At 73.5% G+C, this 24,646-nt stretch carries 22 protein-coding genes; 8 read left to right on the forward strand and 14 right to left on the reverse strand.

All coding sequences use genetic code 11. The annotated features are described in order from the left end of the window. Positions 1–64 precede the first annotated feature (64 nt). Positions 65–1,210, reverse strand: a complete 1,146-nt coding sequence (locus ACIRBX_RS29440; RefSeq protein ID WP_402301373.1) for an LCP family protein — start codon at positions 1,208–1,210, stop codon at positions 65–67. Between the two features lie 139 nt (positions 1,211–1,349). Between ACIRBX_RS29440 and ACIRBX_RS29445 the strand changes: the two genes are divergently transcribed. Together ACIRBX_RS29445 and ACIRBX_RS29450 are read left to right on the forward strand one after the other, a co-directional pair. Further along, positions 1,350–2,693 (forward strand): UDP-glucose dehydrogenase family protein, encoded by a 1,344-nt coding sequence (locus ACIRBX_RS29445; protein ID WP_402301376.1) that lies wholly within the window; start codon positions 1,350–1,352, stop codon positions 2,691–2,693. 29 nt (positions 2,694–2,722) lie between these two features. Further along, on the forward strand, positions 2,723–3,124 hold the full coding sequence (locus ACIRBX_RS29450; protein ID WP_402301379.1) for a CoA-binding protein: 402 nt from the start codon (positions 2,723–2,725) through the stop codon (positions 3,122–3,124). A gap of 110 nt (positions 3,125–3,234) precedes the next feature. Here the strand turns inward: ACIRBX_RS29450 and ACIRBX_RS29455 are convergent, their stop codons facing one another. Continuing rightward, positions 3,235–4,041 (reverse strand): DUF1028 domain-containing protein, encoded by an 807-nt coding sequence (locus ACIRBX_RS29455; RefSeq protein ID WP_402301382.1) that lies wholly within the window; start codon positions 4,039–4,041, stop codon positions 3,235–3,237. A 386-nt stretch (positions 4,042–4,427) separates the two neighbouring features. Then, positions 4,428–5,627: a dipeptidase gene (locus tag ACIRBX_RS29460; RefSeq protein ID WP_402301385.1), complete on the reverse strand. Its 1,200-nt coding sequence runs from the start codon at positions 5,625–5,627 to the stop codon at positions 4,428–4,430. A 137-nt stretch (positions 5,628–5,764) separates the two neighbouring features. Between ACIRBX_RS29460 and ACIRBX_RS29465 the strand changes: the two genes are divergently transcribed. From ACIRBX_RS29465 to ACIRBX_RS29475, 3 genes are all read left to right on the forward strand, one after another. After that, complete coding sequence (locus ACIRBX_RS29465; protein WP_402301387.1) at positions 5,765–7,069, forward strand: MFS transporter; 1,305 nt, start codon at positions 5,765–5,767, stop codon at positions 7,067–7,069. A gap of 22 nt (positions 7,070–7,091) precedes the next feature. Then, complete coding sequence (locus ACIRBX_RS29470) at positions 7,092–7,754, forward strand: response regulator transcription factor (RefSeq protein ID WP_402301389.1); 663 nt, start codon at positions 7,092–7,094, stop codon at positions 7,752–7,754. A 718-nt stretch (positions 7,755–8,472) separates the two neighbouring features. Then, the gene (locus ACIRBX_RS29475; RefSeq protein ID WP_402301392.1) at positions 8,473–9,804 is read left to right on the forward strand and encodes an ATP-binding protein; all 1,332 of its coding nucleotides are present in this window, start codon (positions 8,473–8,475) and stop codon (positions 9,802–9,804) included. Here ACIRBX_RS29475 and ACIRBX_RS29480 read toward each other — a convergent pair. From ACIRBX_RS29480 to ACIRBX_RS29490, 3 genes are all read right to left on the reverse strand, one after another. After that, entirely contained in the window at positions 9,786–10,736 is a 951-nt protein-coding gene (locus tag ACIRBX_RS29480; protein ID WP_402301395.1) for a TAXI family TRAP transporter solute-binding subunit, read from the reverse strand. The genes ACIRBX_RS29475 and ACIRBX_RS29480 overlap by 19 nt on opposite strands. 96 nt (positions 10,737–10,832) lie before the next feature. Then, the gene (gene purE / locus ACIRBX_RS29485) at positions 10,833–11,360 is read right to left on the reverse strand and encodes a 5-(carboxyamino)imidazole ribonucleotide mutase (protein ID WP_402301398.1); all 528 of its coding nucleotides are present in this window, start codon (positions 11,358–11,360) and stop codon (positions 10,833–10,835) included. Continuing rightward, positions 11,357–12,514 (reverse strand): 5-(carboxyamino)imidazole ribonucleotide synthase, encoded by a 1,158-nt coding sequence (locus tag ACIRBX_RS29490; protein ID WP_402301401.1) that lies wholly within the window; start codon positions 12,512–12,514, stop codon positions 11,357–11,359. The genes purE and ACIRBX_RS29490 overlap by 4 nt, the downstream gene beginning before the upstream one ends. Positions 12,515–12,718: 204 nt before the next feature. Here ACIRBX_RS29490 and ACIRBX_RS29495 point away from each other — a divergent pair, with 204 nt between their 5' ends. Next, complete coding sequence (locus ACIRBX_RS29495; RefSeq protein ID WP_402301404.1) at positions 12,719–13,240, forward strand: GtrA family protein; 522 nt, start codon at positions 12,719–12,721, stop codon at positions 13,238–13,240. Positions 13,241–13,303: 63 nt separating this feature from the next. Here the strand turns inward: ACIRBX_RS29495 and ACIRBX_RS29500 are convergent, their stop codons facing one another. Continuing rightward, complete coding sequence (locus ACIRBX_RS29500; RefSeq protein ID WP_402301406.1) at positions 13,304–14,554, reverse strand: ATP-binding protein; 1,251 nt, start codon at positions 14,552–14,554, stop codon at positions 13,304–13,306. 32 nt (positions 14,555–14,586) lie between these two features. Next, a complete protein-coding gene (locus tag ACIRBX_RS29505) occupies positions 14,587–15,261 on the reverse strand; it encodes a response regulator transcription factor (RefSeq protein WP_402301409.1) in 675 nt (224 codons plus the stop codon). Positions 15,262–15,565: 304 nt separating this feature from the next. Here ACIRBX_RS29505 and ACIRBX_RS29510 point away from each other — a divergent pair, with 304 nt between their 5' ends. Then, the gene (locus ACIRBX_RS29510; RefSeq protein ID WP_402301412.1) at positions 15,566–17,074 is read left to right on the forward strand and encodes a peptide MFS transporter; all 1,509 of its coding nucleotides are present in this window, start codon (positions 15,566–15,568) and stop codon (positions 17,072–17,074) included. Positions 17,075–17,162: 88 nt separating this feature from the next. Here the strand turns inward: ACIRBX_RS29510 and hutI are convergent, their stop codons facing one another. From hutI to hutU, 4 genes are all read right to left on the reverse strand, one after another. After that, positions 17,163–18,329, reverse strand: a complete 1,167-nt coding sequence (hutI, locus tag ACIRBX_RS29515; RefSeq protein ID WP_402301415.1) for an imidazolonepropionase — start codon at positions 18,327–18,329, stop codon at positions 17,163–17,165. Between the two features lie 89 nt (positions 18,330–18,418). Continuing rightward, positions 18,419–19,777: a formimidoylglutamate deiminase gene (locus ACIRBX_RS29520; protein ID WP_402301418.1), complete on the reverse strand. Its 1,359-nt coding sequence runs from the start codon at positions 19,775–19,777 to the stop codon at positions 18,419–18,421. Next, positions 19,768–20,952 carry an allantoate amidohydrolase gene (locus tag ACIRBX_RS29525; RefSeq protein WP_402301715.1) on the reverse strand — a complete coding sequence of 395 codons (1,185 nt, stop codon included), beginning with the start codon at positions 20,950–20,952 and terminating at the stop codon, positions 19,768–19,770. The genes ACIRBX_RS29520 and ACIRBX_RS29525 overlap by 10 nt, the downstream gene beginning before the upstream one ends. Before the next feature lie 17 nt (positions 20,953–20,969). Beyond that, the gene (gene hutU, locus ACIRBX_RS29530; RefSeq protein WP_402301421.1) at positions 20,970–22,643 is read right to left on the reverse strand and encodes a urocanate hydratase; all 1,674 of its coding nucleotides are present in this window, start codon (positions 22,641–22,643) and stop codon (positions 20,970–20,972) included. Positions 22,644–22,786: 143 nt separating this feature from the next. Here hutU and ACIRBX_RS29535 point away from each other — a divergent pair, with 143 nt between their 5' ends. Next, positions 22,787–23,347, forward strand: coding sequence for a Uma2 family endonuclease (locus ACIRBX_RS29535; protein WP_402301424.1), 561 nt, complete (start codon positions 22,787–22,789; stop codon positions 23,345–23,347). A 7-nt stretch (positions 23,348–23,354) separates the two neighbouring features. On the opposite strand, the gene ACIRBX_RS29540 is transcribed toward ACIRBX_RS29535, so the two are convergent. Then, positions 23,355–23,699, reverse strand: a complete 345-nt coding sequence (locus ACIRBX_RS29540) for a hypothetical protein (RefSeq protein WP_402301427.1) — start codon at positions 23,697–23,699, stop codon at positions 23,355–23,357. Between the two features lie 96 nt (positions 23,700–23,795). Continuing rightward, positions 23,796–24,614 (reverse strand): formate dehydrogenase accessory sulfurtransferase FdhD, encoded by an 819-nt coding sequence (fdhD, locus tag ACIRBX_RS29545; RefSeq protein WP_402301430.1) that lies wholly within the window; start codon positions 24,612–24,614, stop codon positions 23,796–23,798. Between the last annotated feature and the right edge of the window lie 32 nt (positions 24,615–24,646).

A 24,646-nucleotide genomic window follows, 5' to 3' on the forward strand; every position in this document is an offset into this window, starting at 1 on the left:
TAAGTAAGCGTAATTCTAGGCTCGCGCCCTGCCTACCCCGTACGTGACATGCGCGACACCGCTCTCAGCGGACCACATCACCCAGTTCGCCCGATCCCGGGTGCTCGGCCAGGTACTCGGTCATCCGGTCGTTGCGCATCGCCTCCCAGAGCGGGGCGGCCGCCCGCCGGTCCAGGTAGACCACCGACTGGCCGCCCTCCTCGCCGAAGCCGCCGAACGGCGCGTTCATGAACCGGACGCCGTCACCGCGCAGGCCGCGCAGGCTCCAGGCCAGCTCGTAGAGGTCGGAGTTGGAGAGCCGGTCGTCCACGCTGACCACCTCGCCCACCGCGCCCAGCAGACCGCGCAGCTTGCCGGGGTTGCCGAGGGTGCCGGACTCCAGGGTCTGCTGCATCAGCGCGCGCAGGAAGTACTGCTGACGGCGCGTCCGGTCCAGGTCGCCGCCGGGCAGGCCGTAGCGCTCGCGGACGTAGAGCAGTGCGGTGGCGCCGTCCATGTGGTGGGTGCCGGCGTCCCACTGGCGGGCCTCGCCCTTGCCCTCGATGGTCTGCGGGATGGTGATGTCCACCCCGCCGACCGCGTCGGTGAGCGAGCGGAAGCCGTTCCAGTCGATCACCGCGAGGTGGTCGATCCGGATGCCGGTGAGGTTCTGGATCGTCTCCACCATCAGCGGCGGACCGCCGTACGCGTAGGCCGAGTTGAGCTTGGCCTTGCCGTGGCCGGGCACGTCCACCCAGGTGTCGCGGGCCAGCGAGACCAGCGAGGCGCTCTTCCGGTCGGCCGAGACGTGCAGCAGCATCATGGTGTCGCTGCGGGCCGCGCCGGCCTGCCAGACCGGCGCCTTGGCCTTGGCCGTCGGGTCGGTGCGGGCGTCCAGGCCGACCAGCAGGAAGGTCTGGCCGCTGTTCGGCACCGGCTTGGGCTGGGCCGACTCGGCCACCTTCGGGAAGGCGTCGGGGATCCGGGCCACCGAGGAGGCGTAGTGCTCGGCGGTCCAGTACAGCGTGCCGGTGCAGCCGCCCACCACCAGCAGCAGCGCCACCAGGGTCACCAGCAGCACCCGGCGGCCCCGTCGGCGGCGCCTCGGCGGGCCGGCCGGATCCTCCCCGGCGCCGTCCCCGGTGTCCGCCCCGGTCGCGGTCCCGGCCTGGTCGGCGCCGTCGGAGAAGATGCTCAGCCTGGCCGGATCCGGCTCGTTCCCGTTGGTCATGCGGGCATTCTGGCCGCGCTCCGGCGGGCCCCGGGAGGGAACGGTACGGACTAGGGCGAACTCGTTACATCGGCCCTGGGCGAGCGACTAGCATCGGGGACGTCCAGCGCCCGCGCAGCATGATTCAAAGGGGACCCGCGTGACCCTCCGCATCACGGTGATCGGCACCGGCTACCTCGGCGCGACGCACGCCGCCTGCATGGCGGAGCTCGGCTTCGAGGTGCTCGGCCTGGACATCGACCCGGAGAAGATCGCCATGCTGGCGGCCGGCCGGGTGCCGATGTACGAGCCCGGCCTGGCCGAGCTGCTCGTCAAGCACGTGCCCGGCCACCCCGGCTCGACCGGACGGCTGCGCTTCACCACCTCCTACCAGGAGGTGGCCGACTTCGGCGACGTGCACTTCATCTGCACCAACACCCCGCAGCGCAAGGGCGAGTTCGCCGCCGACATGTCCTACGTGGACGCCGCGATGGACGCGCTGGCCCCGCTGCTGACCCGCCCCGCGCTGGTGGTCGGCAAGTCCACCGTGCCGGTGGGCAGCGCCAACCGACTGGCCGTCAGGCTGGCCGAGCTGGCCCCGGTCGGCGAGGCCGCCGAGCTGGCCTGGAACCCGGAGTTCCTCCGCGAGGGCTACGCGGTGGGCGACACCCTGCACCCCGACCGCCTGGTGGTCGGCGTGCGCAGCGAGCGGGCCGAGCAGCTGCTCCGCGAGGTCTACGCGACGCCGATCTCCGAGGGCGTGCCGTTCGTGGTCACCGACTTCGCCACCTCCGAGCTGGTGAAGGCCGCCGCTAACTCCTTCCTGGCCACCAAGATCTCCTTCATCAACGCGATGGCCGAGGTCTGCGAGAGCGCCGGGGCCGACGTGGTGCAGCTCGCCGAGGCGCTCTCCTTCGACGAGCGGATCGGCGGCAAGTTCCTCAACGCCGGGGTGGGCTTCGGCGGCGGCTGCCTGCCCAAGGACATCCGGGCCTTCATGGCCCGGGCCGGGGAGCTCGGCGCCGACCAGGCGCTGACCTTCCTGCGCGAGGTGGACTCGATCAACATGCGGCGCCGCTCCCGGATGGTCGAGCTGGCCCGCGAGCAGGTCGGCGGCGGCTTCCTGGGCCGCCGGGTGGCCGTGCTCGGCGCCGCCTTCAAGCCCAACTCGGACGACATCCGGGACTCCCCCGCGCTGAACGTCGCGGCCCAGATCCAGCTCCAGGGCGCGCAGGTCACCGTCTACGACCCCAAGGCGATGGACAACGCCCGCAAGATGTTCCCCGGCATCGCCTACGCCGACTCGGTGCTGGAGGCCGTCCAGGGCGCCCACGTGGTGCTCCACCTGACGGAGTGGCAGGAGTTCCGCGACCTCGACCCGGCCGAGCTGGGCGCGGTGGTCGCCGAGCGCCGGCTGGTCGACGGGCGCAACGTCCTCGACGGCCCGGCCTGGCGGGCGGCCGGCTGGACCTACCGCGCGATGGGCCGCCCGACGGTGGAATAGCCCCGGCGGCGGGCGGGGTTGCAGCCGGTATGAGCGTGGAACCGGTGGTGCGGAAGGTCCTGACCGAGAGCGGCGACACCTGGGCGGTGGTCGGACTCTCGAACAACACGGCGCGGGCCGCGTACGGCGTGGCCCGGGTGCTCCAGCGCGCGGGCAAGCGGATCGTGCCGGTGCACCCGAAGGCCGAGACGGTGCTCGGCGAGCAGGGCTACGCCTCGCTCGCCGAGATCCCCTTCGACGTGGACGTGGTGGACGTCTTCGTGAACTCCTCGCTGGCCGGCGCGGTCGCCGACCAGGCGGTGGCCAAGGGGGCCAAGGCCGTCTGGTTCCAGCTGGACGTGATCGACCACGAGGCGTACGCCCGGACCACCGGGGCGGGTCTGGACATGGTGATGGACCGCTGCCCGGCGATCGAGCTGCCCCGGCTCTGAGCTCCGGTGCTCTGAGGCCGGGCCCCGGGCCCCGGGCCTTCGGCGGGCGAGGAGGGCGAGGAGGGCACCTGCTCCGGCCGCACCCACCCGACCCGCTGAGGGGGCGGCCGCTAACTCCCGTTCGCCCGGAGGTGGTTGAGCACCAGCGGGTCGATCCGGCCGGGGACCAGGCGGGCTTCGAGGTTCTCCACGCCCGCCCACTGGTCGAGATCGGCGTAGCCGGTGGCGGCGACCAGGGCGGCGACCTCCTCGGCCAGCGCGCCGGTCAGGTCGAGCAGGGCGGCCGGGTCCGGGGTGCCGAACAGCACCTCGTGGATGCCCAGCAGGCGGCGCAGCTCGGTGACCGGGGCCGGGTGGTCGTCCACCCGGAGGTCGTGCGAGACCCCGCCGGGGGCGCCGAGGCCGGCGCCCTGCTCGGCGATCCAGAGCGCGGCGCTCTGCCGCCCGCGGCTGTCGCCGCCCGCCTCGTCACCGGCCGCCAGGGTGGCCACCAGCCGCTCGGCGAAGGGGAGTTCGGCGCCGTCCAGCCAGACGCGCTCCATCTCCCGGACCACCTCGGGGCCGGTCAGGATGTTGCCCTGGATCGCGTAGCCCGGGCCGCTCACGCCGCCCGCCCAGCTGAGGCACTCCCCGCCGGTGTAGGTGGCGCCGTCACCCTCCGGGCCGACCACGCCGAGCTGACGGTGCGCCCGCTCCGGGTCGGCGGCGGTCAGCCCGGCCACCACCTCGGCCGCCGCGACGCCGGTCCGCAGCAGGGCCAGTCCCTGCGGCCGGTAGGCGAGATTGGCCAGCGCCTGGGTGGCCAGCGCCCCGACACCCGCCTCGGCCGCCGGGACGGCCGCGCCGACGCCGAGGAACTTGCTGGCCACCGCGATGCCGTAGGCGCCGCCGGAACGGGCCACCACAGAGAAGGTCATGGCCACGGACCCTAATCGGGGCGGGCTTGCCGCGTCCATGCCCTGAGGGACCGTCGGGCCCGTCGGCAAGATCCGGCAAGCGCCATGGTCGTGCCCCCCGACTGCGCCCCGCAGCGGCACGACGAACCGCGTGCACCGAAAGGCGGACCCGGCACCGGACCGAGGCAGGCTTGCCGCCTCCATGCCCTGAGGGACCGTCAGGCCCGTCGGCAAGATCCGGCAAGCGCCATGGCGGTGCCCCCGGCCGCGCCCCCGCAGCTGCACGACGAACCGCGCGCACCGAAAGGCGGACCCGGCACCGGACCGGGGCAGGCCTGCCGGTGCCACGTGCTGCCGTTCCCCCGCCCGCAGTTCCTCGCGCGCCCGGGGTGACGAGGTTCGCCCTTCTATGAACGCTTGCCGTCCAGGGCCTCGATGGTGGCGATCGAGGGGCGGCGCTCGCCCCGGAGCCGGGCGGCCACCGTCTCGGCGTCCCGCAGCACCCGGACGGCGTTGTGCCAGGTGAGCTTCGCGAGCTCGGCCTCGGACCAGCCCCGGCCGAGCAGTTCGGCGATCAGGTGGGGGTAGCCGGAGACGTCGTCCAGGCCGGCCGGGGTGAAGGCGGTGCCGTCGAAGTCGCCGCCGATGCCGACGTGGTCGATCCCGGCCACCTCCCGCATGTGGTCCAGGTGGTCGGCCACGGTGGCGGCGGTGGCGGTCGGGCGCGGGTGGGCGGCCTCGTACGCGCGCTGGACCGCCATCGCCTCCGGGGTGGTCTCCAGCGGGTGGAGGCCGTGCGCCCGCATGTTGGCGTCGGCCGCCGCCGTCCACTCGATGGCGGCGGGCAGGATGAACTTCGGCACGAAGGTGACCATCGCGACCCCGCCGTTGGCGGGCAGCTGGGCCAGCACGTCGTCCGGCACGTTGCGCGGGTGGTCGCAGACCCCGCGCGCGGAGGAGTGCGAGAAGAGCACCGGCGCCTCGGAGACCCGCAGCGCGTCCCGCATGGTGTCGGGCGAGACGTGCGAGAGGTCGACCAGCATGCCGAGGCGGTTCATCTCCCGGACCACCTCCTCGCCGAAGGCGGTCAGACCGCCGTGCTCCGGCTCGTCGGTGGCCGAGTCGGCCCACGGCACGTTGTCGTTGTGGGTGAGCGTCATGTACCGGACCCCGAGCTGGTGCAGGGCCCGCAGAGTGGCCAGCGAGCAGTCGATCGAGTGACCGCCCTCGGCGCCCATCAGCGAGGCGATCCGCCCCTCGGCCCGGGCCGCCTCCATCGCGTCGGCGGTCAGCGCGAGGCGCAGCACCTCCGGGTGGCGGGCGGTCATCTCCCGGACGAAGTCGATCTGCTCCAGGGTGGCGCTCACCGCCTTGTCGCCCGCGAAGTCCGAGCGGACGTAGACCGACCAGAACTGCGCGCCCACCCCGCCGGCCCGCAGCCGGTCGAAGTCGGTGTGCAGCCGGGCGCTCTGGTCCGCCGTCAGGTCGACGGCGTCCAGGTCGTAGCCCGCCTGGGCGCGCATCGCCCACGGCAGGTCGTTGTGACCGTCCACCACCGGGGCGGTGCGGAGGAGGTCTCGGGCGCGGTCCACCAGCTCAGAAGTCATACGAACATTTCTACCGCCTCTGTTAACCGGAGGTTAGGTCTCGGCCCGGCCGCTGTCGGCGGACGGCACGGCGCGGGAGCCTTCCGGGCGGGGCGGCCCCACCCGGTGGCCGCCCGCCCCGCACCCGGGAGGCACCCGTGAGCTCAGCCCGTACACCCTGGAAGGCCGTGCTCGGCGGCTCGGTCGGCAACCTGGTGGAGTGGTACGACTGGTTCGTCTACGCCAGCTTCGCCACCTACTTCGCCGCCTCGTTCTTCCCGAACGGCAACCCGACCGCCCAACTCCTCAACACGGCGGGCATCTTCGCGGTCGGCTTCTTCATGCGCCCGGTCGGCGGCTGGCTGCTCGGCCGCTACGCCGACCGGCGCGGGCGCAAGGCCGCGCTCACCCTGACCGTCACCATGATGTCGGCCAGCGCCCTGCTGATCGCGGTCGCGCCGACGTACCGTCAGGTCGGTTACTTCGGTGCGGTGGTGCTGCTGGTCGCCCGACTGCTCCAGGGGCTCTCCGTCGGCGGGGAGTACGCGGCCAGCGCGACCTACCTGACCGAGGCGTCGGTGCCCGCGCGGCGCGGCTTCGTCTCCAGCTTCCAGTACGTCTCGATGACCTTCGGCCAACTGCTGGGCCTGGGGCTGCAGATCGTGCTCCAGCGCACCATGGACCCGGCCGACCTGCACTCCTGGGGGTGGCGGATCCCGTTCGTGGTCGGGGCGGTCGGCGCGGCGGTGGTGTTCTGGCTGCGGCGCAACCTGCCGGAGACCGAGGCGTACGAGCGGTCCGCGGAGAGCGGGGCGGACGGGCGCGGCACGGTGCGCCGACTGCTGGCGCACAAGCGGGAGTTCGCCCTGGTGATGGCGCTCACCATGGGTGGCACGGTGGCCTACTACACCTACACGACCTACCTGACCAAGTACCTGTCGAACACGGTGGGGCTGAGCAAGAACGACGCGGCGCTGGTCAGCTTCTGCGCGCTCACCGTCTTCATGCTGCTCCAGCCCCTGGCCGGGGCGCTCTCCGACCGGATCGGGCGTCGGCCGCTGCTGATCGCCTTCGGGATCGGGGCGACCTTCGGGACGGTGCCGCTGATGACCGCGCTCTCGCACGCCGGCGGCTTCGGCGAGGCCCTGCTGCTGGCGCTGACCGCGCTGGTGATCGTCACCGGCTACACCTCGATCAACGCGGTGGTGAAGGCCGAGCTCTTCCCGACCGGGGTCCGGGCGCTCGGGGTGGCCCTGCCGTACGCGCTGGCCAACGCGCTGTTCGGCGGGACGGCGGAGTACGTGGCGCTCTGGTTCAAGGACGAGGGGATGGAGTCCGGGTACTACTGGTACGTCTCGGCGCTGGCGGCGGTCTCGCTGGTGGTCTACCTGACGATGCGGGAGACCCGGGGCACGGCGCTCACCGAGGAGTCGCCTTCGCCGAAGGTCGCAACGGCGGCCTGAGACACCTCTAGGGTGGTGGGCCATGCGGGTGCTCCTGGTCGAGGACGACGACCGGCTGGCCGCGGCGCTGATCCCGGCGCTGGCCCGGCACGGTCATCAGGTGGTGCGGGCGGCGCGGGCGGACGACGCACTGCGGCTCAAGGACACCTGCGAGTTCGTGCTGCTCGACCTGGGCCTGCCCGACCTGGACGGGCTGGAGGCACTGCGGCGGCTGCGGCGGGTGTCGTCGGTGCCGGTGATCGTGCTGACCGCCCGGACGGCGGAGCGGGACGTCCTGCGCGGCCTGCGGTCGGGGGCCGACGACTACCTGGCGAAGCCGTTCCGGACGGCGGAGCTGGCGGCGCGGATGGCGGCGGTGATGCGGCGCGGCAGCCGCCCGCTGGCCACCGCCGGGCCGGTGGTGGAGGCCGGCGACGTACGGATCGACCTGACCACCCGCCAGGTGGAGGTGGCCGGAGCGGAGGTCGCGCTCACCCGCCGCGAGTTCGACGTGCTGGCGCTGCTGGCCCGCGAGCCGGGCGTGGTCCGCAGCCGGGAGGAGATCCTGGACGAGCTCTGGGGCGACGTCCGGCTCTCCGCCTCCCGCTCCCTCGACGTGCACGTGGCCGGCATCCGCGCCAAGACCGGCCGCCCCCACCTGGTGCAGACCCTCCGCGCCACCGGCTACCGCCTGGCCGTCGACTGATGGGAACGGGACGCCCACGGCGGGCGGGCACGGCCGGGCACCGGCCTCCGGCACCGGGTAGCCGGACGGGAGGTCACCAGCGGACCGGGGCAGCGCGGCCGTCGCGCACCCGCCCGGCCGGGGACCCTCCGGTCGGGCCGGGCGGTGCCGGAGAGTCGGGGCCCCGGACGGTGGCCGGCCGTGCCCGCCCGGGAGCCCGCGCGGCGCGGCGGACAGGCCCCGGGCACCGCGTCCTGACGGGCCGCCAGCCGCGCCTCGCCCCCTCGCGGCCCCGCCGGGCCCGCACCGCCTGCGGCGGGCGGCGGACCTCGGCACTGCCGACCCACCGCACCACCGCCCAGGCCGGTCCCCGGAACACCGCACCTCCCTGCCCGACGAGCACCACCTCCGCCGAGCCGTCCGGCCACCGCACCATCACCGAACCCCGGACCCTCCCCCACCGACCGCGCACCGCCTGCGGCGGGCGGCGACCCCCGGTACCGCCGAACCGCCCCACCACCGCCCGAGCCTCCGCCCAGGCCGGTCACCGAAACACCGCGCCTCCCTGCCCGACGGGCACTGCCTCCGCCGAGCCGTCCGGCCGCCGCACCGTCACCGAACCCCGGACCCTCCGCCACCAACCGGGCACCGCCTGCGGCGGGCGGCGGCCCCCGGTACCGCCGAACCGCCCCGCCACCGCCGGACGCCACGGCGCCGTCCTCCCCCGCCGGGGGGCCTGATGCAGCGTCGGCTGTTGCTGCTCCAGGGGTTGCTGATCGCCTGTCTGGTGGCTGCCCTGGCGGTGCCGCTGGCGTACGCGTACGCCTCGCACCGGACCGGGCAGTTGCTGCTGGCGCGGCGGGCGGACGCGACGCGGTTCGCGGAGTTGGCGGACCGGGCGCTGCGGGAGGGCGGGCCGTCGGGGCTGGGGGCGGAGGTCGAGCGGTACGAGGAGGTGTACGGGACGGCGGTGGAGGTGCGGGACCGGGACGGGGTGCTGATCGCGGGACGGCCGGTCGGCGGCGGGGCGGCGCTGCGGGGGGCGCTGTCGGGGCGGACCACGGCGGGGCTGCCGCTGCTGACGCCGACGGGGCCGGCCGAGGTGCTGGTGGCGGAGCCGGCCGGGCGGGACGGGCAGCTGTCGGGGGCGGTGGTGCTCCGGGTGCCGACCGGCTCGGTGCGGCGGGCGGTGGCGGCGGTCTGGGGGGCACTCGCGGCGGGGGCGGTGCTGGCCCTGTTGGGGTCGCTGGCGGCGGCCCGGCGGGTGGCGGGCTGGGTGCTCCGCCCGGTGGCCGAACTCGACGCCACCACACGGGAGATCGCCGAAGGCCGGCTGGGCGCCCGGGTGGCGACGGTGCGCGGGCCGGTGGAGCTGCGCCGGCTGGAGGAGCGGTTCAACGCCATGGCGGACGCCATCTCGGCCGCGCTGGAGCGCCAGCGCGCCTTCGTCGCGGACGCCTCGCACGAGCTCCGCACCCCGCTCACCGTGCTCTCCCTCCGGCTGGAGAACCTGGAACCGCACCTGACCGCCGCCGGGCAGCCCGAGTACGACGAGACCCTGGCCGAACTCGACCGTCTGGCCGCCCTGTTGGAGGACCTGCTGACGCTGGCCCGGGTGGAGGCGGACGCCGCACTGCCGGAGCACCAGGAGGCCGGTGGCCTGCTCCCCCGGTTGGCGGGGTGGCAGGAGCTGTACGCCGCCAAGGAGTTGTCCCTGGAGGTGGCGGAGCTGGACGGGGCCCCGCTGCCCGCCGCCGTCGGCCGGATCGTCGACATCGCGCTCGACAACGCCGCCAAGTTCCTCCCGCCCGGCGGCCGGGTGACGGTCTCGCTGACCGCCGGGCTGCTGCGGATCGCCGACGACGGCCCGGGCCTGTCCGAGGAGCAGCGCACCGCTGCCCTCGGCCGGTTCTGGCGCTCGCCGGACCACGGCAATCTCCCGGGCAGCGGCCTGGGCCTGGCCATCGCCGCCGAGCTGGCCCGGGGCTGCGGCGCCGAGCTCACCCTCACCGGCACCGAACCGCACGGCCTGACGGTCGAGTTGAGGCTGCCTCAGTACACCGAGCGGTAGTACGCCACCGCGCCCGGGTGCAGCGGCACGGAGCCCGTCCCGATCGCGTACCGCTCGTCCAGCCGGCTGCCGGGCGCGTCCGGGGCCAGCAGGTCGTCCCGGCGGCGGAACAGCACCTCGGTGACGGCCCGCACCACCTCGTCGTCCAGGCCGGCCGCGGCGAGCAGGTAGCTGGGGGTGCCGACGGTCGGGGTGGGAGCGGGCTGGCGGTAGCTGCCGGCCGGGATCGAGACGCTCTCGTAGACCGGGCCGTACGCCCGGCGCAGCAGGGCCGCCACCGCCTCAAGCGGCACCAGCCGGACGGGCGTGCGCGCGGCCAGCTCGGCGATGGCGGGGGTGGGCACCCCGCCGGACCAGAAGAAGGCGTCCAGCTCGCCCGCCCGCAGCGCCGCCACCGACTCGGCGGTGCCGAGCAGCCTGGCCTCGACCGGCACCCCCGAGGCGGCCAGCGCCCGTTCGGCGACCACCGAGGTGCCGGACTCCTCGGCGCCCAACGACACCCGCAGCCCGGCGAGTTGACTCATGGCCAGGACCGGGGAGCCGGCCGGGACCACCAGGTGCAGGTGGTTGAGGTAGAGCCGGGCCAGGGCGGCCACCGCCACCGGGCGGGCGAAGCCGGCCCGGCCGGCCACCGCGTCGGCCGCGCTGTCGGCCAGGGCCAGGCCGAGCTCGGCGCCGCCGGTGCCGATCAGCCGGAGGTTGCGCACGCTGGCCGGGGTGGAGAGCACCTCGACGGTCAGCCCGGGGTGGGCCCGGTGCACCTCCTCGGCCAGCCGCTGCCCGAAGGTCCGGTACGGGCCGCCCTCCGGCCCGGCCGCCAGCCGCAGCACGCCGCGCGGCCCGGCGGCGGAGGGCCCGGAGACGGAGAGGCCCGCCGTCACCACCGCCGAGGCCCCCAGGGCGAGGAGCGCGCGGCGCGGGACGGCGGGCACGGGCGGTCTCCTTGCTCGGGGCGGCGGTGCCACCCTACGGCGCGGGACGGCCCGGCCCGGGCGGAAGTCGTGCAGACCGCCGCCCGGGCCCGGGGCCTACTTGCCGAAGCCGAAGGAGCCGGAGCCGGCCACCTTGGCCCGCAGCTTCTGGCCCTTCTCGGTCGCCTGACGGTTCAGGTCGGCCTGGAACTCGGCCATCTTCTCGCTGAGTTCGGGGTCGAAGGCGGCCAGCATCCGGACCGCCAGCAGGCCCGCGTTGCGCGCGCCCGCGATCGAGACGGTAGCCACCGGCACGCCGGCCGGCATCTGCACGATGGACATCAGGCTGTCCATGCCGTCCAGGTAGCGCAGCGGCACCGGCACGCCGATCACCGGCAGGGGGGTGACCGAGGCCAGCATGCCCGGCAGGTGGGCCGCCCCGCCGGCGCCCGCGATGATCGCCTTCAGACCCCGGGCGTGCGCCTGCTCGCCGTAGGAGACCATCTCGCGCGGCATCCGGTGCGCCGAGACGACGTCGACCTCGTAGGGGATCTCGAACTCGTCGAGCGCCTGGGCGGCGGCCTCCATCACGGGCCAGTCGGAGTCGGAGCCCATGACGATGCCGACGAGGGGGCTGGTGGTCATTCGGTGATCGTTCCTCGCAGGTAGGCGGCCGCGTGGCGGGCGCGCTCGCGGACGTCGTCGAGGTCGTCCCCGAAGACGTTGACGTGGCCGACCTTGCGGCCGGGCTTCACGTCCTTCCCGTACATGTGGATCCGCAGCCCGGGGTCGCGGGCCATGCAGTGCAGGAAGGCGTGGTACATGTCCGGGTAGTCGCCACCGAGCACGTTGACCATCACGGTCCACTTGGCGCGCGGGCGCGGGTCGCCGAGCGGGAGGTCGAGCACCGCGCGCAGGTGGTTCTCGAACTGCGAGGTGACCGAGCCGTCCTGGGTCCAGTGGCCGGAGTTGTGCGGGCGCATGGCCAGCTCGTTGACCAGGATGCGGCCGTCCCGGGTCTGGAACAGCTCGACCGCCAGGTGGCCGGTGATGCCCAGCTCGCCGGCGATCCGGAGCGCCAGCTGCTGCGCCTCGTCGGACAGCACCGGGCTCAGGTCCGGGGCGGGAGCGGTCACCTCGGCGCAGACGCCGTTCTCCTGGACGCTCTCCACCACCGGGTAGGCGACGGCCTGGCCGCTGGGCGAGCGGACCACCGAGGCGGCCAGCTCGCGGACGAAGTCGACCTTCTCCTCGGCCAGCACCGGCACGCCGGCCAGGAACGGCGCGGCGGCCCCGGTCTCGTCGTCGACCACCCAGACGCCCTTGCCGTCGTAGCCGCCGCGCACGGTCTTGAGGACCACGGGGTAGCCCTCGCCCTCGTTCGCGAAGGTGGTCACGTCGGCCGGGTCGGCGACCAGCCGGTGGCGCGGGCAGGGGACCCCGATGGAGTCCAGCCTGGCCCGCATCACGCCCTTGTCCTGGGCGTTCACCAGCGCGTCCGGGTCCGGGCGGACGGCGATGCCGTCGGCCTGGAGCGCGCGCAGGTGCTCGGTCGGCACGTGCTCGTGGTCGAAGGTCACCACGTCGCAGCCGGCGGCGAAGCGGCGCAGCGTCTCCAGGTCCCGGTAGTCACCGAGCACCACGTCGGAGACCACCTGCGAGGCGGAGTCCTGCGGGGTGTCCGCCAGGAGCTTGAACCGGATGCCGAGCGGGATGCCCGCCTGGTGCATCATCCGGGCCAGCTGCCCGCCGCCGACCACGCCCACCACTGGAAAATTCGCCTTGCCCGCAGAAGTCACCCGCCCAGGATATCCGGGCCGGTCACGGCGGTTGCACCGGCTCGGGCCCGGGTGCGCGGGGTGGGCGGGAACGGTGCAACGGACGGGAGAGAGTAGCCTGAATGGCTGGGCCCGAGGCACAGTGTCGGATGATGTGCATGCAGAGCGGCCTCACGCAGCAGCGCCCGCGTGCGCACCTTTCGACTCGGCCCCTGGAGATCCCGGATGACGACCACCACCGAACCGAAACCTTCGCTGGTCCAGAAGCTGATGGGACTGCGCGGTGAGGCGCTGGGCTTCGCGATCGTCGGCTTGAGCGGCGTCGGAGTCAACTTCCTGGTCTTCTGGATCCTCATCAGCGGCTTCGGGTTCGCCCCGGTGCGCTCGAACGTGGTGGCGACGCTGATCGCGATCGGCACCAACTACCTGGGCTACCGGTACTGGCTCTACAAGGACCGCGACGCCGCCTCGCGCAAGCGCGAGATCCTGCTCTTCCTGGTCTTCAGCGGCGCGGGCATGCTGATCGAGACCGGCATCCTGGGCTTCTCCCGCTACGTGCTCGGCTTCGACAGCCACTTCGCGCAGCTGGTCGCCAAGACCGTCGGCCTGGGCGTGGGCACCGTGTTCCGCTTCGTCTCCTACCGCACCTGGGTCTTCAAGGCGATACCCGAGCTGACCGAGGCCGAGGTGGTGGTCGAGGCCGAGGCCGCGCTGCTGACCGCCGAGCAGCCGCAGCTCGCCAAGTAGCCCGCACCGACCCGGACACGGGCCGTCCGACCTCCGGTCGGGCGGCCCGTTCCTCGTCCCGGGTCAGGCCCCGCCCTCCTTCTCGCCCCGGGTGAGGAACAGCGCGAAGACCGGGGGCTGGAGCGAGAGCAGCTCCAGCCGGGCGCCGTCCGCCTCGGCCAGGTCGCGGGCCACCGCCAGGCCGATGCCGGTGGAGTTGCGCCCGCTGACGGAGCGTTCGAAGACCCGGTTGCCCAGCTCGGTCGGCACGCCCGGGCCCTCGTCCTGGACCTCGGCCACCACCGAGCGGCCGGACGGGCGGACCCGGACGGTGACGGTGCCGGCGCCGTGCATCAGGGAGTTCTCGATCAGGGTGGCCAGCACCTGGGCCACCATGCCGGGAGTGCCGAGCACCGCGACGTCCCGCAGGCCCTCGACCCGCAGGGTGCGGCCGTTGCCCCGCATGGCCGGGCTCCACTCGGCGAGCTGCTGGCTGATCACGTCGTCCAGCCGGAAGACCACCGCGGTGGGGCTGCGCGGGTCGCGCTGGTTGGTGAGCAGCCGCTGGACCACGTCGGTGAGCCGCTCCACCTGCTGGAGCGCGATGGTGGACTCCTCCTTGACCGTCTCCGGCTCGCCGGCCAGCGCGTTGATCTCCTCCAGCCGCATGGAGAGCGCGGTCAGCGGGGTGCGCAGCTGGTGCGAGGCGTCGGCGGAGAGCCGGCGCTCGGCGGTGAGCATCCGGGCGATCCGCTCGGCGGAGGCGTCCAGCACCTCGGCCACCCGGTCGAGTTCGGGCACCCCGTAGCGGCGGTCGCGCGGGCGCGGGTCGCCTGAGCCGAGCCGCTCGGCGGTCTCGGCCAGGTCGGTGAGCGGGCGGGCCAGGCGCTTGGCCTGCCAGACCGCGAGGGCCACCGCCGCCTGGACGGCGAGCAGCGCGACCACGCCGAGCAGCAGCAGCATGTTGGCGATCTCGTGGTCCACCGGGCCCCGGGACTGCACCACGGTGACGGACTCTCCGTTGGCCCCGTACTCGGTGGCGCTGATCACCGGGCCCTCGGGCGCGCTGCCGGCCGAGAAGGGCTCCTGGTCGGGGACGGTGATGGTGACGTGGCCGCCCTCGGTCAGCTGGGAGGTGAACTTCTCCCCGGTGATCGGCTCCCCGGCGGCCAGCCGGCTCTCCACCAGGCCGAGCACCCGGACGGCCTGGGCGTCCACCCGGGCGTCGGCGGCGTTGACGATGTTCTGCTTCTCGACCAGGGCGATCGGGACGCAGAACACCACCACCATCACCAGCACCACGCCGAGCAGGGAGTTGATCATCCGGCGCTTCACGCGGGCTGACTCCAGATCAGGTGTGCGGAGGGTCAGTTCTTCTCGAACCGGAAGCCGACGCCCCGGACGGTGGAGATGTAGCGCGGGTTGGCCGCGTCGTCGCCGAGCTTCTTGCGCAGCCAGGAGATGTGCATGTCCAGGGTCTTGGTCGAGGTCCACCAGGTGGTGTCCCAGACCTGACGCATGATCTCCTCCCGGGTGACCACCCGGCCGGCGTCCCGGACCAGCACCCGCAGGAGCTCGAACTCCTTGGCGGAGAGGGTGAGCTCCTCCTCGCCCAGCCAGGCCCGGTGGGACTCGACGTCGATCTTCACGCCGTGCGCGCCGGTGGTCAGCTGGTCCACGTTGCCACGGCGGAGCAGGGCCCGGACCCGGGCCAGCAGCTCGGCCAACCGGAACGGCTTGGTGACGTAGTCGTCGGCCCCGGCGTCCAGGCCCACCACGGTGTCCACCTCGTCGGCGCGGGCGGTGAGCACCAGCACCGGGCAGGTGCGGCCCTCGGCGCGCAGCCGGCGGGCCACCTCCAGGCCGTCCATCTCGGGCAGGCCGAGGTCCAGCACGATCAGGTCGACGTCCTCCGTCAGCCCGGCCGCGAGCGCCGCCGGCCCCTCCTCGCGGACCAGGACGTCGTAGCCCTCCCGTCGCAACGCTCGGGCCAGCGGTTCGGAGATCGCCGGGTCGTCCTCGGCCAGCAGCACACAGGTCATGAGGCAGATGGTAGTCCGAGCCGGAGGCGGAGATCAGGGCCTCGGGCCAGTGCACCGCGCCCGGGCGGCGCTGTGAACTAGTTCACAGAGGGTGATCGGCGGAACCGAACCGCGAAACCACTGGATCGGTGAAGAATTCGCCGGTTCACCTTGGATTCACCTGAGGTTTTCCGTTGATAGCATGGATTTACCATCCCATCTTTATCGGGACATCGGGTTCGTCCGAGGTCTTCTCGTCTGATAGTGGGCCAAACCGCCACGTACAGTGGCCTGGTCCATCGCACGTCAGCAAGGAACCCCACTCATGGCGTCCAGCACTCTGGCTGTCGGCACCTCGCCGAACCCCACCAGCGGCGGCAAGACCTTCTTCGGGCACCCCCGCGGACTCGCCACCCTCTTCATGACGGAGATGTGGGAGCGCTTCAGCTTCTACGGGATGCGCGCGCTGCTCGTGCTCTACATGGGCGCCGCGGTGGCCGACGGCGGCCTCGGCATGAAGGCGGCGACGGCCGGCGCGGTCTACAGCGTCTACAACGCCATGGTCTACCTGCTCGCGCTGCCGGGCGGGTGGATCGCCGACCGCTTCCTGGGCGCCCGGAAGACCGTCGCGCTCGGCGGGGCGATCATCATGGCCGGCCACTTCGCGCTGGCACTGCCGTCGAAGCCGGTCTTCTTCGCCGGGCTCGGCCTGATCGCGATCGGCTCCGGGCTGCTCAAGGCCAACATCTCGACCATGGTCGGCCACCTCTACGACGGGCCCAACGACCCGCGCCGGGACGGCGGCTTCACCGTCTTCTACATGGGTATCAACCTCGGTGCCTTCGTCGCGCCGCTGGTGATCGGCACCGTCGGCCAGAAGGTCGACTGGCACCTGGGCTTCGCGCTGGCCGGGGTCGGCATGGCCTTCGGCCTGATCCAGTACCTGGTGGGCAGCCGTCACCTCAGCGAGAAGAGCAGCGTGGTGGCCTCCCCGATGGCCGCCGCCGAGAAGCGCGCGGTGCTGCGCAAGGCCGGCTTCTGGGCCACCCTCGCGGTGGTCTTCTACGCCGTGGTCGCGCTGACCGGGAGCCTGACCATCAACTGGGTCACCTGGCCGCTGTCGATCGCCGGCATCGCCATCCCGGTGGTCTACTTCTCCCGCATCCGCCGGGACAAGGACCTGACCTCGGACGAGAAGTCCAAGATGAGCGGCTACGTCTGGTTCTTCGTCGCCGCCGCGATCTTCTGGATGATCTACGACCAGTCCGGCTCCACGCTCAACCTGTTCGCCCAGGACAGCACCTCGCTGAGCGTCTTCGGCTGGGAGTTCCCGTCCAGCTGGTTCCAGTCGCTGAACCCGCTCTACATCATGGCGCTGGCCCCGGTCTTCGCCTGGCTGTGGATCTGGCTGGACCGCCGCCGGCGCAACCCCTCCACCACCGCGAAGTTCGCCTTCGGCCTGCTGATGGTCGGCGGCTCCTTCCTGGTGATGATGCTGGCGATGGCCGCCGCCTCCGGCGGCACCAAGGTCACTCCGCTCTGGCTGGCCACCGTCTACCTGATCCAGACCGTCGGCGAGCTGACCCTCTCCCCGGTCGGACTCTCCGTCACCACCAAGCTGGCGCCCGCCAAGTACGCCAGCCAGATGATGGGCATCTGGTTCCTCGCCGTCACGGCTGGCGACTGCACCGCCGCCGTGGTGCAGCTGATGGTCGGTGACGCCACCGGCTCCACCTGGTACTTCGCCTCGCAGGGCCTGCTGGCGGTGCTGGCCGGAGTGGCGCTGATGATGTACCGGAAGAAGGTCAACGCCCTGATGGGCGACATCCGCTGACCCACCGCCACCGCGACCCGACCACGGACGCGGGAGACCCCCGGAAGGCCGCGCGCCTCCGGGGGTCTCGTGCATCCGTGTACCCCGGTCAGAGCGCCCGGACACCGCCCTGCCAGACGGCGGCGGTGAGCGGGACCCCCGGGCGGTAGGCGAGGTGGACGTGCGAGGGCGCGTCCAGCAGCAGCAGGTCGGCCCGGGCCCCCGGGGAGATCAGGCCGACGTCGGTGCGGCGCAGCGCCCGGGCGCCGCCGGCGGTGGCGGCCCAGACCGCCTGATCCGGCGTCATGCCCATCTCGCGGACCGCGACCGCGATGCAGAAGGCCATCGAACTGGTGAAGCTGGAGCCCGGGTTGCAGTCCGTCGAGAGCGCGACGGTGGCGCCCGCGTCGAGCAGCCGGCGCGCGTCCGGGTAGGGGGCGCGGGTGGAGAACTCCGCGCCGGGCAGCAGGGTGGCCACCGTGCCGCCGCTCGCCAGCGCGTCCACGTCGGCGTCGGTCAGGTGGGTGCAGTGGTCGGCCGAGGCCGCGCCGAGCTCCACCGCGAGCTGCACGCCGGGGCCGTGGTGCAGCTGGTTGGCGTGCACCCGGGGGATCAGGCCACGGGCCGCACCGGCCGTCAGGATCTCCCGGGCCTGGTCGCCGTCGAAGGCGCCCTGCTCGCAGAACACGTCCACCCACCGGGCGTGCGGCGCACAGGCGTCCAGCATCTCGCCGGTCACCAGCGCGACGTACGCCGCCGGGTCGTCCGTGAACTCCGGGGCGACCACGTGGGCGCCGAGGTAGGTGGTCTCGGTGGTGTGCTTGGACGCGATCCGCAGTGCGCGGGCCTCGTCCTCGACGGTGAGGCCGTAGCCGGACTTGCACTCGATCGTGGTGGTGCCCTGGCGCAGCGCCTCGTTGACGAAGCGGGTGAGGTTGGCCTCCAGCTCCGCGTCGGTGGCGGCCCGGGTGGCGGCCACCGTGGTGCGGATGCCGCCGGCGGTGTAGGACCGGCCGCTCATCCGGGCGTTGAACTCGGCGGTCCGGTCGCCCGCGAAGACCAGGTGGGCGTGCGAGTCCACGAAGCCGGGCAGCAGCGCCCGGCCCTGCGCGTCGACGTGCTCGTCGGCGGCGGGGGCCTGCCCGGCCGGGCCGACCCAGGCCACCCTGCCGTCCTCGACCAGTACGGCGGCGTCGGTCAGCAGGCCGAGCGGGCCGCTGCCGTGGGAGGGGTCGTTGGTGACGAGCGAGCCGACGTTGCCGATCAGGGTGCTCAACTCGGGCTGCCTTTCGGGGAGGTGACGGGGGTACGCCGAAAGGCGCGGGTCCGAGAGGATCAGCCCCTCTCGGACCCGCGCCGGTCAGTTTACTGGCGGAGTGCGGCGATTGTCGTGCTCAGTGCACGGGGTACGTCGGGGACCAGCTGGTGGACCCCGTCCTTGACCACGTGCCGGCCGCCGACCACCAGGTGGCGGACGTCGGCGCCGGAGGCGGCGAAGACCGCCGTCTCGGCGCCCAGCTCGGGCGGCGGCCCGGCCGTGCGCACCGAGTCCAGCGCGATCACCGTGAAGTCGGCGAGCGCCCCGGCCTCGATCCGGCCGGCCTCCGGCCAGCCCAGCGAGGCGTGGCCGTCCTCGCCGCCGGCCCGCAGCAGCGCGGCGGCGGTCCAGTGACCCCTGGTCCGGGTGCGCAGGCGCTCGTCCAGCTCCAGCGCCCGGGCCTCCTCCCACGGGTCGATCACCGCATGGCTGTCGCTGCCCAGGGTCACCGGGCAGCCGGCGCTCGCCAACTGCCGGGCGGGGCCGATGCCGTCGGCCAGGTCCCGCTCGGTGGTCGGGCACATGCAGATGTGGGTGGAGGAGTCCGCCAGCAGCCGGATGTCCTCCTCCGTCAGGTGGGTGGCGTGCACGGCCGAGGTGCGCGGGCCGAGCACGCCGTGGTCGGCCAGCAGCCGGGTCGGGGTGACCCCGTGCGCGGCCAGGCAGGCGTCGTTCTCGGCGGTCTGCTCCGAGAGGTGGACGTGCAGCGGCGCCTGCGCGCGCTCGCCCCACTGCGCCACGGTGCCCAACTGCCCGGCGGGGACGGCCCGGACGGAGTGCACCGCCGCGCCGATCCGGGCGTGTGCGCTCGGCTTCAGCGCGTCCACCCGGGCGGCCCAGGCGTCCGCGTCCCCGTCGCTGAACCGCAGCTGCGGCTCGGTCGGCGCGGCGCCGAAGCCCGAGGAGAGGTAGCAGGTGTCCAGCAGGGTGATCCGGATGCCGGCCCGGGCGGCGGCCTCGATCAGCGCGTGGCCCATCGCGTTCGGGTCGTCGTAGCGGGCACCGCCGGGAGCGTGGTGCAGGTAGTGGAACTCGCCCACCGCGCTGATCCCGGCCAGCGCCATCTCCGCGTAGACGGCGGTGGCCAGCTCCAGGTAGCTGTCCGGGCTCAGCGCACCGGCGAACCGGTACATGGTGTCCCGCCAGGTCCAGAAGGTGCCCGAGCCGACCTGCACGCTGCCGCGCAGCGCGCGGTGGAAGGCGTGCGAGTGCGCGTTGGCCTGGCCCGGCAGCAGCAGACCGGCGAGCCGGACCGCCCCGGGCGGGCAGGGCCCGCTGTCCGGGGTGACGGCGGTGATCCGGCCGTCGGCCACCGCGATCAGCACGTCCCGCTCCACGGCCGGGCCGCCCTGGTGCGGCAGCCAGGCGTGCTCGGCCCAGTAGGTCTGCGGCTCGGTCACTGACACGCCAGGTCCTCCAGTACGTCGGCGAGCGCGGTCACGCCGGTCAGGCAGTCCGCCTCCTCGGCGTGCTCGGCCGGGGAGTGCGAGACACCGGTGGGGTTGCGCACGAACAGCATGGCGGTCGGGATCTCGGACGCCAGGATCCCGGCGTCGTGCCCCGCCCCGGTCGGCAGCACCGGCACCCCGCCGAGCCGCTCGGCCAGCCGGTCGCGGAGCGGGCCGTCGAAGTCGACCACCGGGGTGTACGACTCCCGGGTCAGCTCGACCCGGACGCCGTCCCGCCCGCCGCGCGCGTACGCGGCCTCCCGGATCTGCTCGACCAGGGCGGTCAGGGTCTCCTCGTCGGCCGCCCGGGAGTCCAGCCAGCCCCGGATCAGCGAGGCGATCGCATTGGTGCCGTTCGGCTCCACCGCGACCTTGCCGAAGGTGGCCAACGCGCCTGCCAGCTTGGCCTTCTGACGCGCCGTCAGCACGGTGTCGGCGAAGGTCAGCATCGGGTCCCGGCGGTCCTCGATCCGGGTGGTGCCGGCGTGGTTGGCCTCGCCGTGGAAGTCGAACCGCCAGCGGCCGTGCGGCCAGATCGCGCTGGCCACCCCGACCGGCTGCGCCTCGGTGAGGTAGCGGCCCTGCTCGACGTGCAGCTCGACGAAGGCCCCGATCCGGGCCAGCCGGTCGTGGTCCGCACCGATCAGCGCCGGGTCGTAGCCGGCCCGCTCCATCGCGTCGGGGAGCCGGACACCGTCCGCGTCGCGCAGCTCGTACGCCGCCTCCCGGCCGAGCACCCCGGCGGTGAGCCGGGAGCCGATGCAGGCCACGCCGAACCGCGCGCCCTCCTCGTCACCGAAGTTGACGATCGCCAGCGGCTTGGTGAACTCGGCCTCGCGGGAGCGGAGTTCGTCGAGGGCGGCGAAGGAGGAGACCACGCCGAGCGGGCCGTCGTAGGCGCCGCCGTCCGGGACGGAGTCCAGGTGCGAGCCGGTGACCACCGCACCGTCGCCGTTCGGATCGCCCAGCCAGGCCCACTGGTTGCCGTTGCGGTCCAGCTCGTAGTGCAGGCCGCGGCTGCGGGCCTGCTGCTCGAACCAGGAGCGGCACTCGGCGTCGGCGGAGTTCCAGGCGAAGCGGCGGTAGCCGCCGGAGGAGGCGGAGCGGCCCACCGGGAGCAGCTCCGCCCACATCTCCAGGAAGGAGTCGCTCACAGCTCGCCCATGGGGATGCGCACACCGCGCTCGGCCGCGACCTCGGAGGCGCGGTCGTAGCCCGCGTCCACGTGGCGGATGACGCCCATGCCCGGGTCGTTGGTGAGCACCCGGCGGATCTTCTCGCCCGCCAGCGGGGTGCCGTCGGCCACCGTGACCTGGCCGGCGTGGATCGAGCGGCCGATGCCGACGCCGCCGCCGTGGTGGATGGAGACCCAGGAGGCGCCGGAGGCGACGTTCACCATGGCGTTCAGCAGCGGCCAGTCGGCGATCGCGTCCGAGCCGTCCAGCATCGCCTCGGTCTCCCGGTACGGGGAGGCGACCGAGCCGCAGTCCAGGTGGTCGCGGCCGATCACCAGCGGGGCGGAGAGCTCGCCGGAGGCGACCATGTCGTTGAACCGCTCGCCGGCCTTGTCGCGCTCGCCGTAGCCGAGCCAGCAGATCCGCGCCGGGAGGCCCTGGAAGTGCACCTTCTCCTGGGCCATCTTGATCCAGCGGTGCAGCGACTCGTTCTCCGGGAAGAGGTCGAGCACCGCCTTGTCGGTCTTGTAGATGTCCTGCGGGTCCCCGGACAGCGCCGCCCAGCGGAACGGGCCCTTGCCCTCGCAGAACAGCGGCCGGATGTACGCCGGGACGAAGCCGGGGAAGGCGAACGCCCGGTCGTAGCCCGCGAGTTGCGCCTCGCCACGGATCGAGTTGCCGTAGTCGAAGACCTCCGCGCCACGGTCCTGGAAGCCCACCATCGCCTCGACGTGACGGGCCATCGACTCGCGCGAGCGCTGGGTGAACTCGGCCGGCTTCTCGGCCGCGTAGCTCGCCATGTCCTCGAAGGCCACGCCGACCGGGAGGTAGCTCAGCGGGTCGTGGGCGCTGGTCTGGTCGGTGACGATGTCGATCGGGGCGTCCATCGCCAGCAGCTGCGGGAACATCTCCGCCGCGTTGCCCAGCACGCCGATCGACAGCGGCTGCCGCTTGTCACGGGCCTCGGTGGCCAGCTGGAGCGCGTGGTCGAGGTTCTTCGCCTCGACGTCCAGGTAGCGGTGCTCGATCCGGCGGGCGATCCGGGACGGGTCGCAGTCGATGCAGATCGCCACGCCGCCGTTCATGGTGACGGCGAGCGGCTGGGCGCCGCCCATGCCACCGAGGCCGGCGGTCAGGGTGATGGTGCCTTCGAGGGTGTTGCCGAAGCGCTTGGCCGCCACCGCACCGAAGGTCTCGTAGGTGCCCTGGAGGATGCCCTGGGTCCCGATGTAGATCCACGAGCCGGCCGTCATCTGCCCGTACATGGTGAGCCCGAGGCTCTCCAGCCGGCGGAACTCCTCCCAGTTCGCCCAGTCGCCGACCAGGTTGGAGTTGGCGATCAGCACGCGCGGCGCCCACTCGTGCGTCTGCATCACGCCGACCGGGCGGCCGGACTGGACCAGCATGGTCTCGTCCTGCTTCAGGCCCTCCAGGGTGCGCACCATCGCGTCGAAGGAGCGCCAGTCGCGGGCCGCCTTGCCGGTGCCGCCGTAGACCACCAGCTTCGAGGGGTGCTCCGCCACCTCCGGGTCCAGGTTGTTCATCAGCATCCGCAGGGCAGCCTCCTGCTGCCACCCCTGCGTCGTCAGCTTGGTCCCGCGCGCCGCGCGCACCTCGCGCGGGCCGCTCGCCGTCTGCTGCTGCACCATGTCCCGGACTCCTTGCGGATGGATTCATTCAGACTCTGTTCGACTGAATATATCCAATCACTACCGGCTCGAACAGGCCCCGCGACGAGGACGTTCGCGACTACCATGGGTGCCGGCTGCCGGTACGCACCGAGGAGGACACCTTGACGCTCATCGCGGTGCACCCCGGCCGACTGCGCGACGCGGCCGAGCAGATCGAGCGCAGCACCGGCCTCCGGGTCCAGATCATCGGAGGCTCGCTGGTGATGTCACCGACCCCGCGCGGCAAGCGCGCGGGCGCGATCCGCCGGCTGCGCGGACACCTGGAGCCCCACCTCCCGCCCGGCCTTGGCACCTACGAGGTCTCCTCCGTCGCCATGCCCGACGACGAGGACGACTACGCCACCCCGGATCTGGTCGTGCTCCCCGTCGACTGGGAGGAGGACGACGCCTGGTTGGCCGACCCGCGGGACGCCGCCCTCGCCGTCGAGGTGATCTCCAGCTCCGAACGGGCCCGGGACATCGGCAACAAGACGGACTGGTACGCCACGGCGGGCGTCGCCCTGCTGCTGGCGGTCGACCCCCGGCACGCCACCTGGACGCTCTACAGCCACCCGCGCGACGGCGCCTACCAGGGCGTGCTGAAGGGCGCCTTCGGTGACGAGGTCCCCCTCCCCCCGCCGCTTCCGGCGGCCCTGCCGACCGGGGACCTCCCCCGCTACTGATCCTCCGTCAGGCCGCCTCGTCGCCGCCGTCCCAGGCGATGCCGAGGGCGGCCAGCCAGGCGCGGTCGGCGTCGTCGGGGGTCGGAGCGGGGGTCCGCTCGGGCTCGCGCTTCGAGGGGCGGGGGATCTCCTGGACGGGGCCGAGGCCGTACTTGTCGACGGCGGCGGTGGAGGTGGGGCCGGGTTCGATGACGCCGACGTGGACGGCGGACTCGTCGCCCGGTTCGAGGACGGTGAGGTCGGGGTCGGGCGGGCGGCGGAGGGCGATCCGCCGGCCGCAGGTCGGGCAGGACCACTCGTCGGCGCCCGAGGCGAGCCGGCCGACCAGTTTCATCTCGTGGATGACGCGCATGGCTGAGCAGCACCCCCGTCCGGCCCCGGCGTGGGGCCTTGCTGACGGGATGCCCGCTCACCGATCGTCAGCAACCAGGCGTGACCGACCCGTTGTTCAGGAGATGCGCGCGGGGTTGGTGTAGACGTTGGCCCCCTCGCCGCGCAGGAAGCCGACCAGGGTCAGCCCCAGCTCCTCGGCCAGGTCCACCGCCAGCGAGGACGGCGCGGAGACGGCGGCCAGCAGCGGGACGCCGGCCAGCGCCGCCTTCTGGGTCAGCTCGAACGAGGCCCGTCCGGAGACCATCAGCAGATGCCCCGTCAGCGGCAGCAGCCCCTCCCGCAGGGCCCATCCCACCACCTTGTCCACCGCGTTGTGCCGCCCGACGTCCTCCCGGGCGCAGAGCAGCTCACCGTCGGCGGTGAACAGCCCCGCCGCGTGCAGCCCACCGGTGGAGTCGAAGGCCTTCTGCGCCGCCCGCAGCGCCTGCGGCAGCCCGTACAGCACCTCGGGCGCCACCCGCAGCGGGTCCTCGGCGAGGGGCCAGCGGACGTGGGTGCGGACGGCGTCCACGGTGTCCCGGCCGCAGAGGCCGCAGGCGCTGGTGGTGAGCAGGTTCCGGTGCGCCGTCAGCGCGGGCCGGGCGGCGCCCCGCAGGGTCGCGTCGACCACGTTGTAGGTGTTCAGCCCGTCCGCGTCCGTCCCGGCGCAGTACCGCAGCGCGGCCAGCTGCTCCGCCTCGTGCAGCATCCCCTCCCCCACCAGGAAGCCGGCCACCAGGTCGAAGTCCTGCCCCGGGGTCCGCATGGTCACCGTGAGCGCCTCGCCGCCGACCCGGATCTCCAGCGGCTCCTCGCCCGCCAGCACGTCCGCCCGCTCCCCGCGCTCCGCCCCGCGCAGCCGTACCACCCGCCGCCGCACCGTCGCCCGCGCCATCACCGGCCCCTTCCCGTCGGGGCCAGGTTACG

The sequence above is a fragment of the Kitasatospora sp. NPDC096147 genome, assembly GCF_044763225.1.
Classification (GTDB): domain Bacteria; phylum Actinomycetota; class Actinomycetes; order Streptomycetales; family Streptomycetaceae; genus Kitasatospora.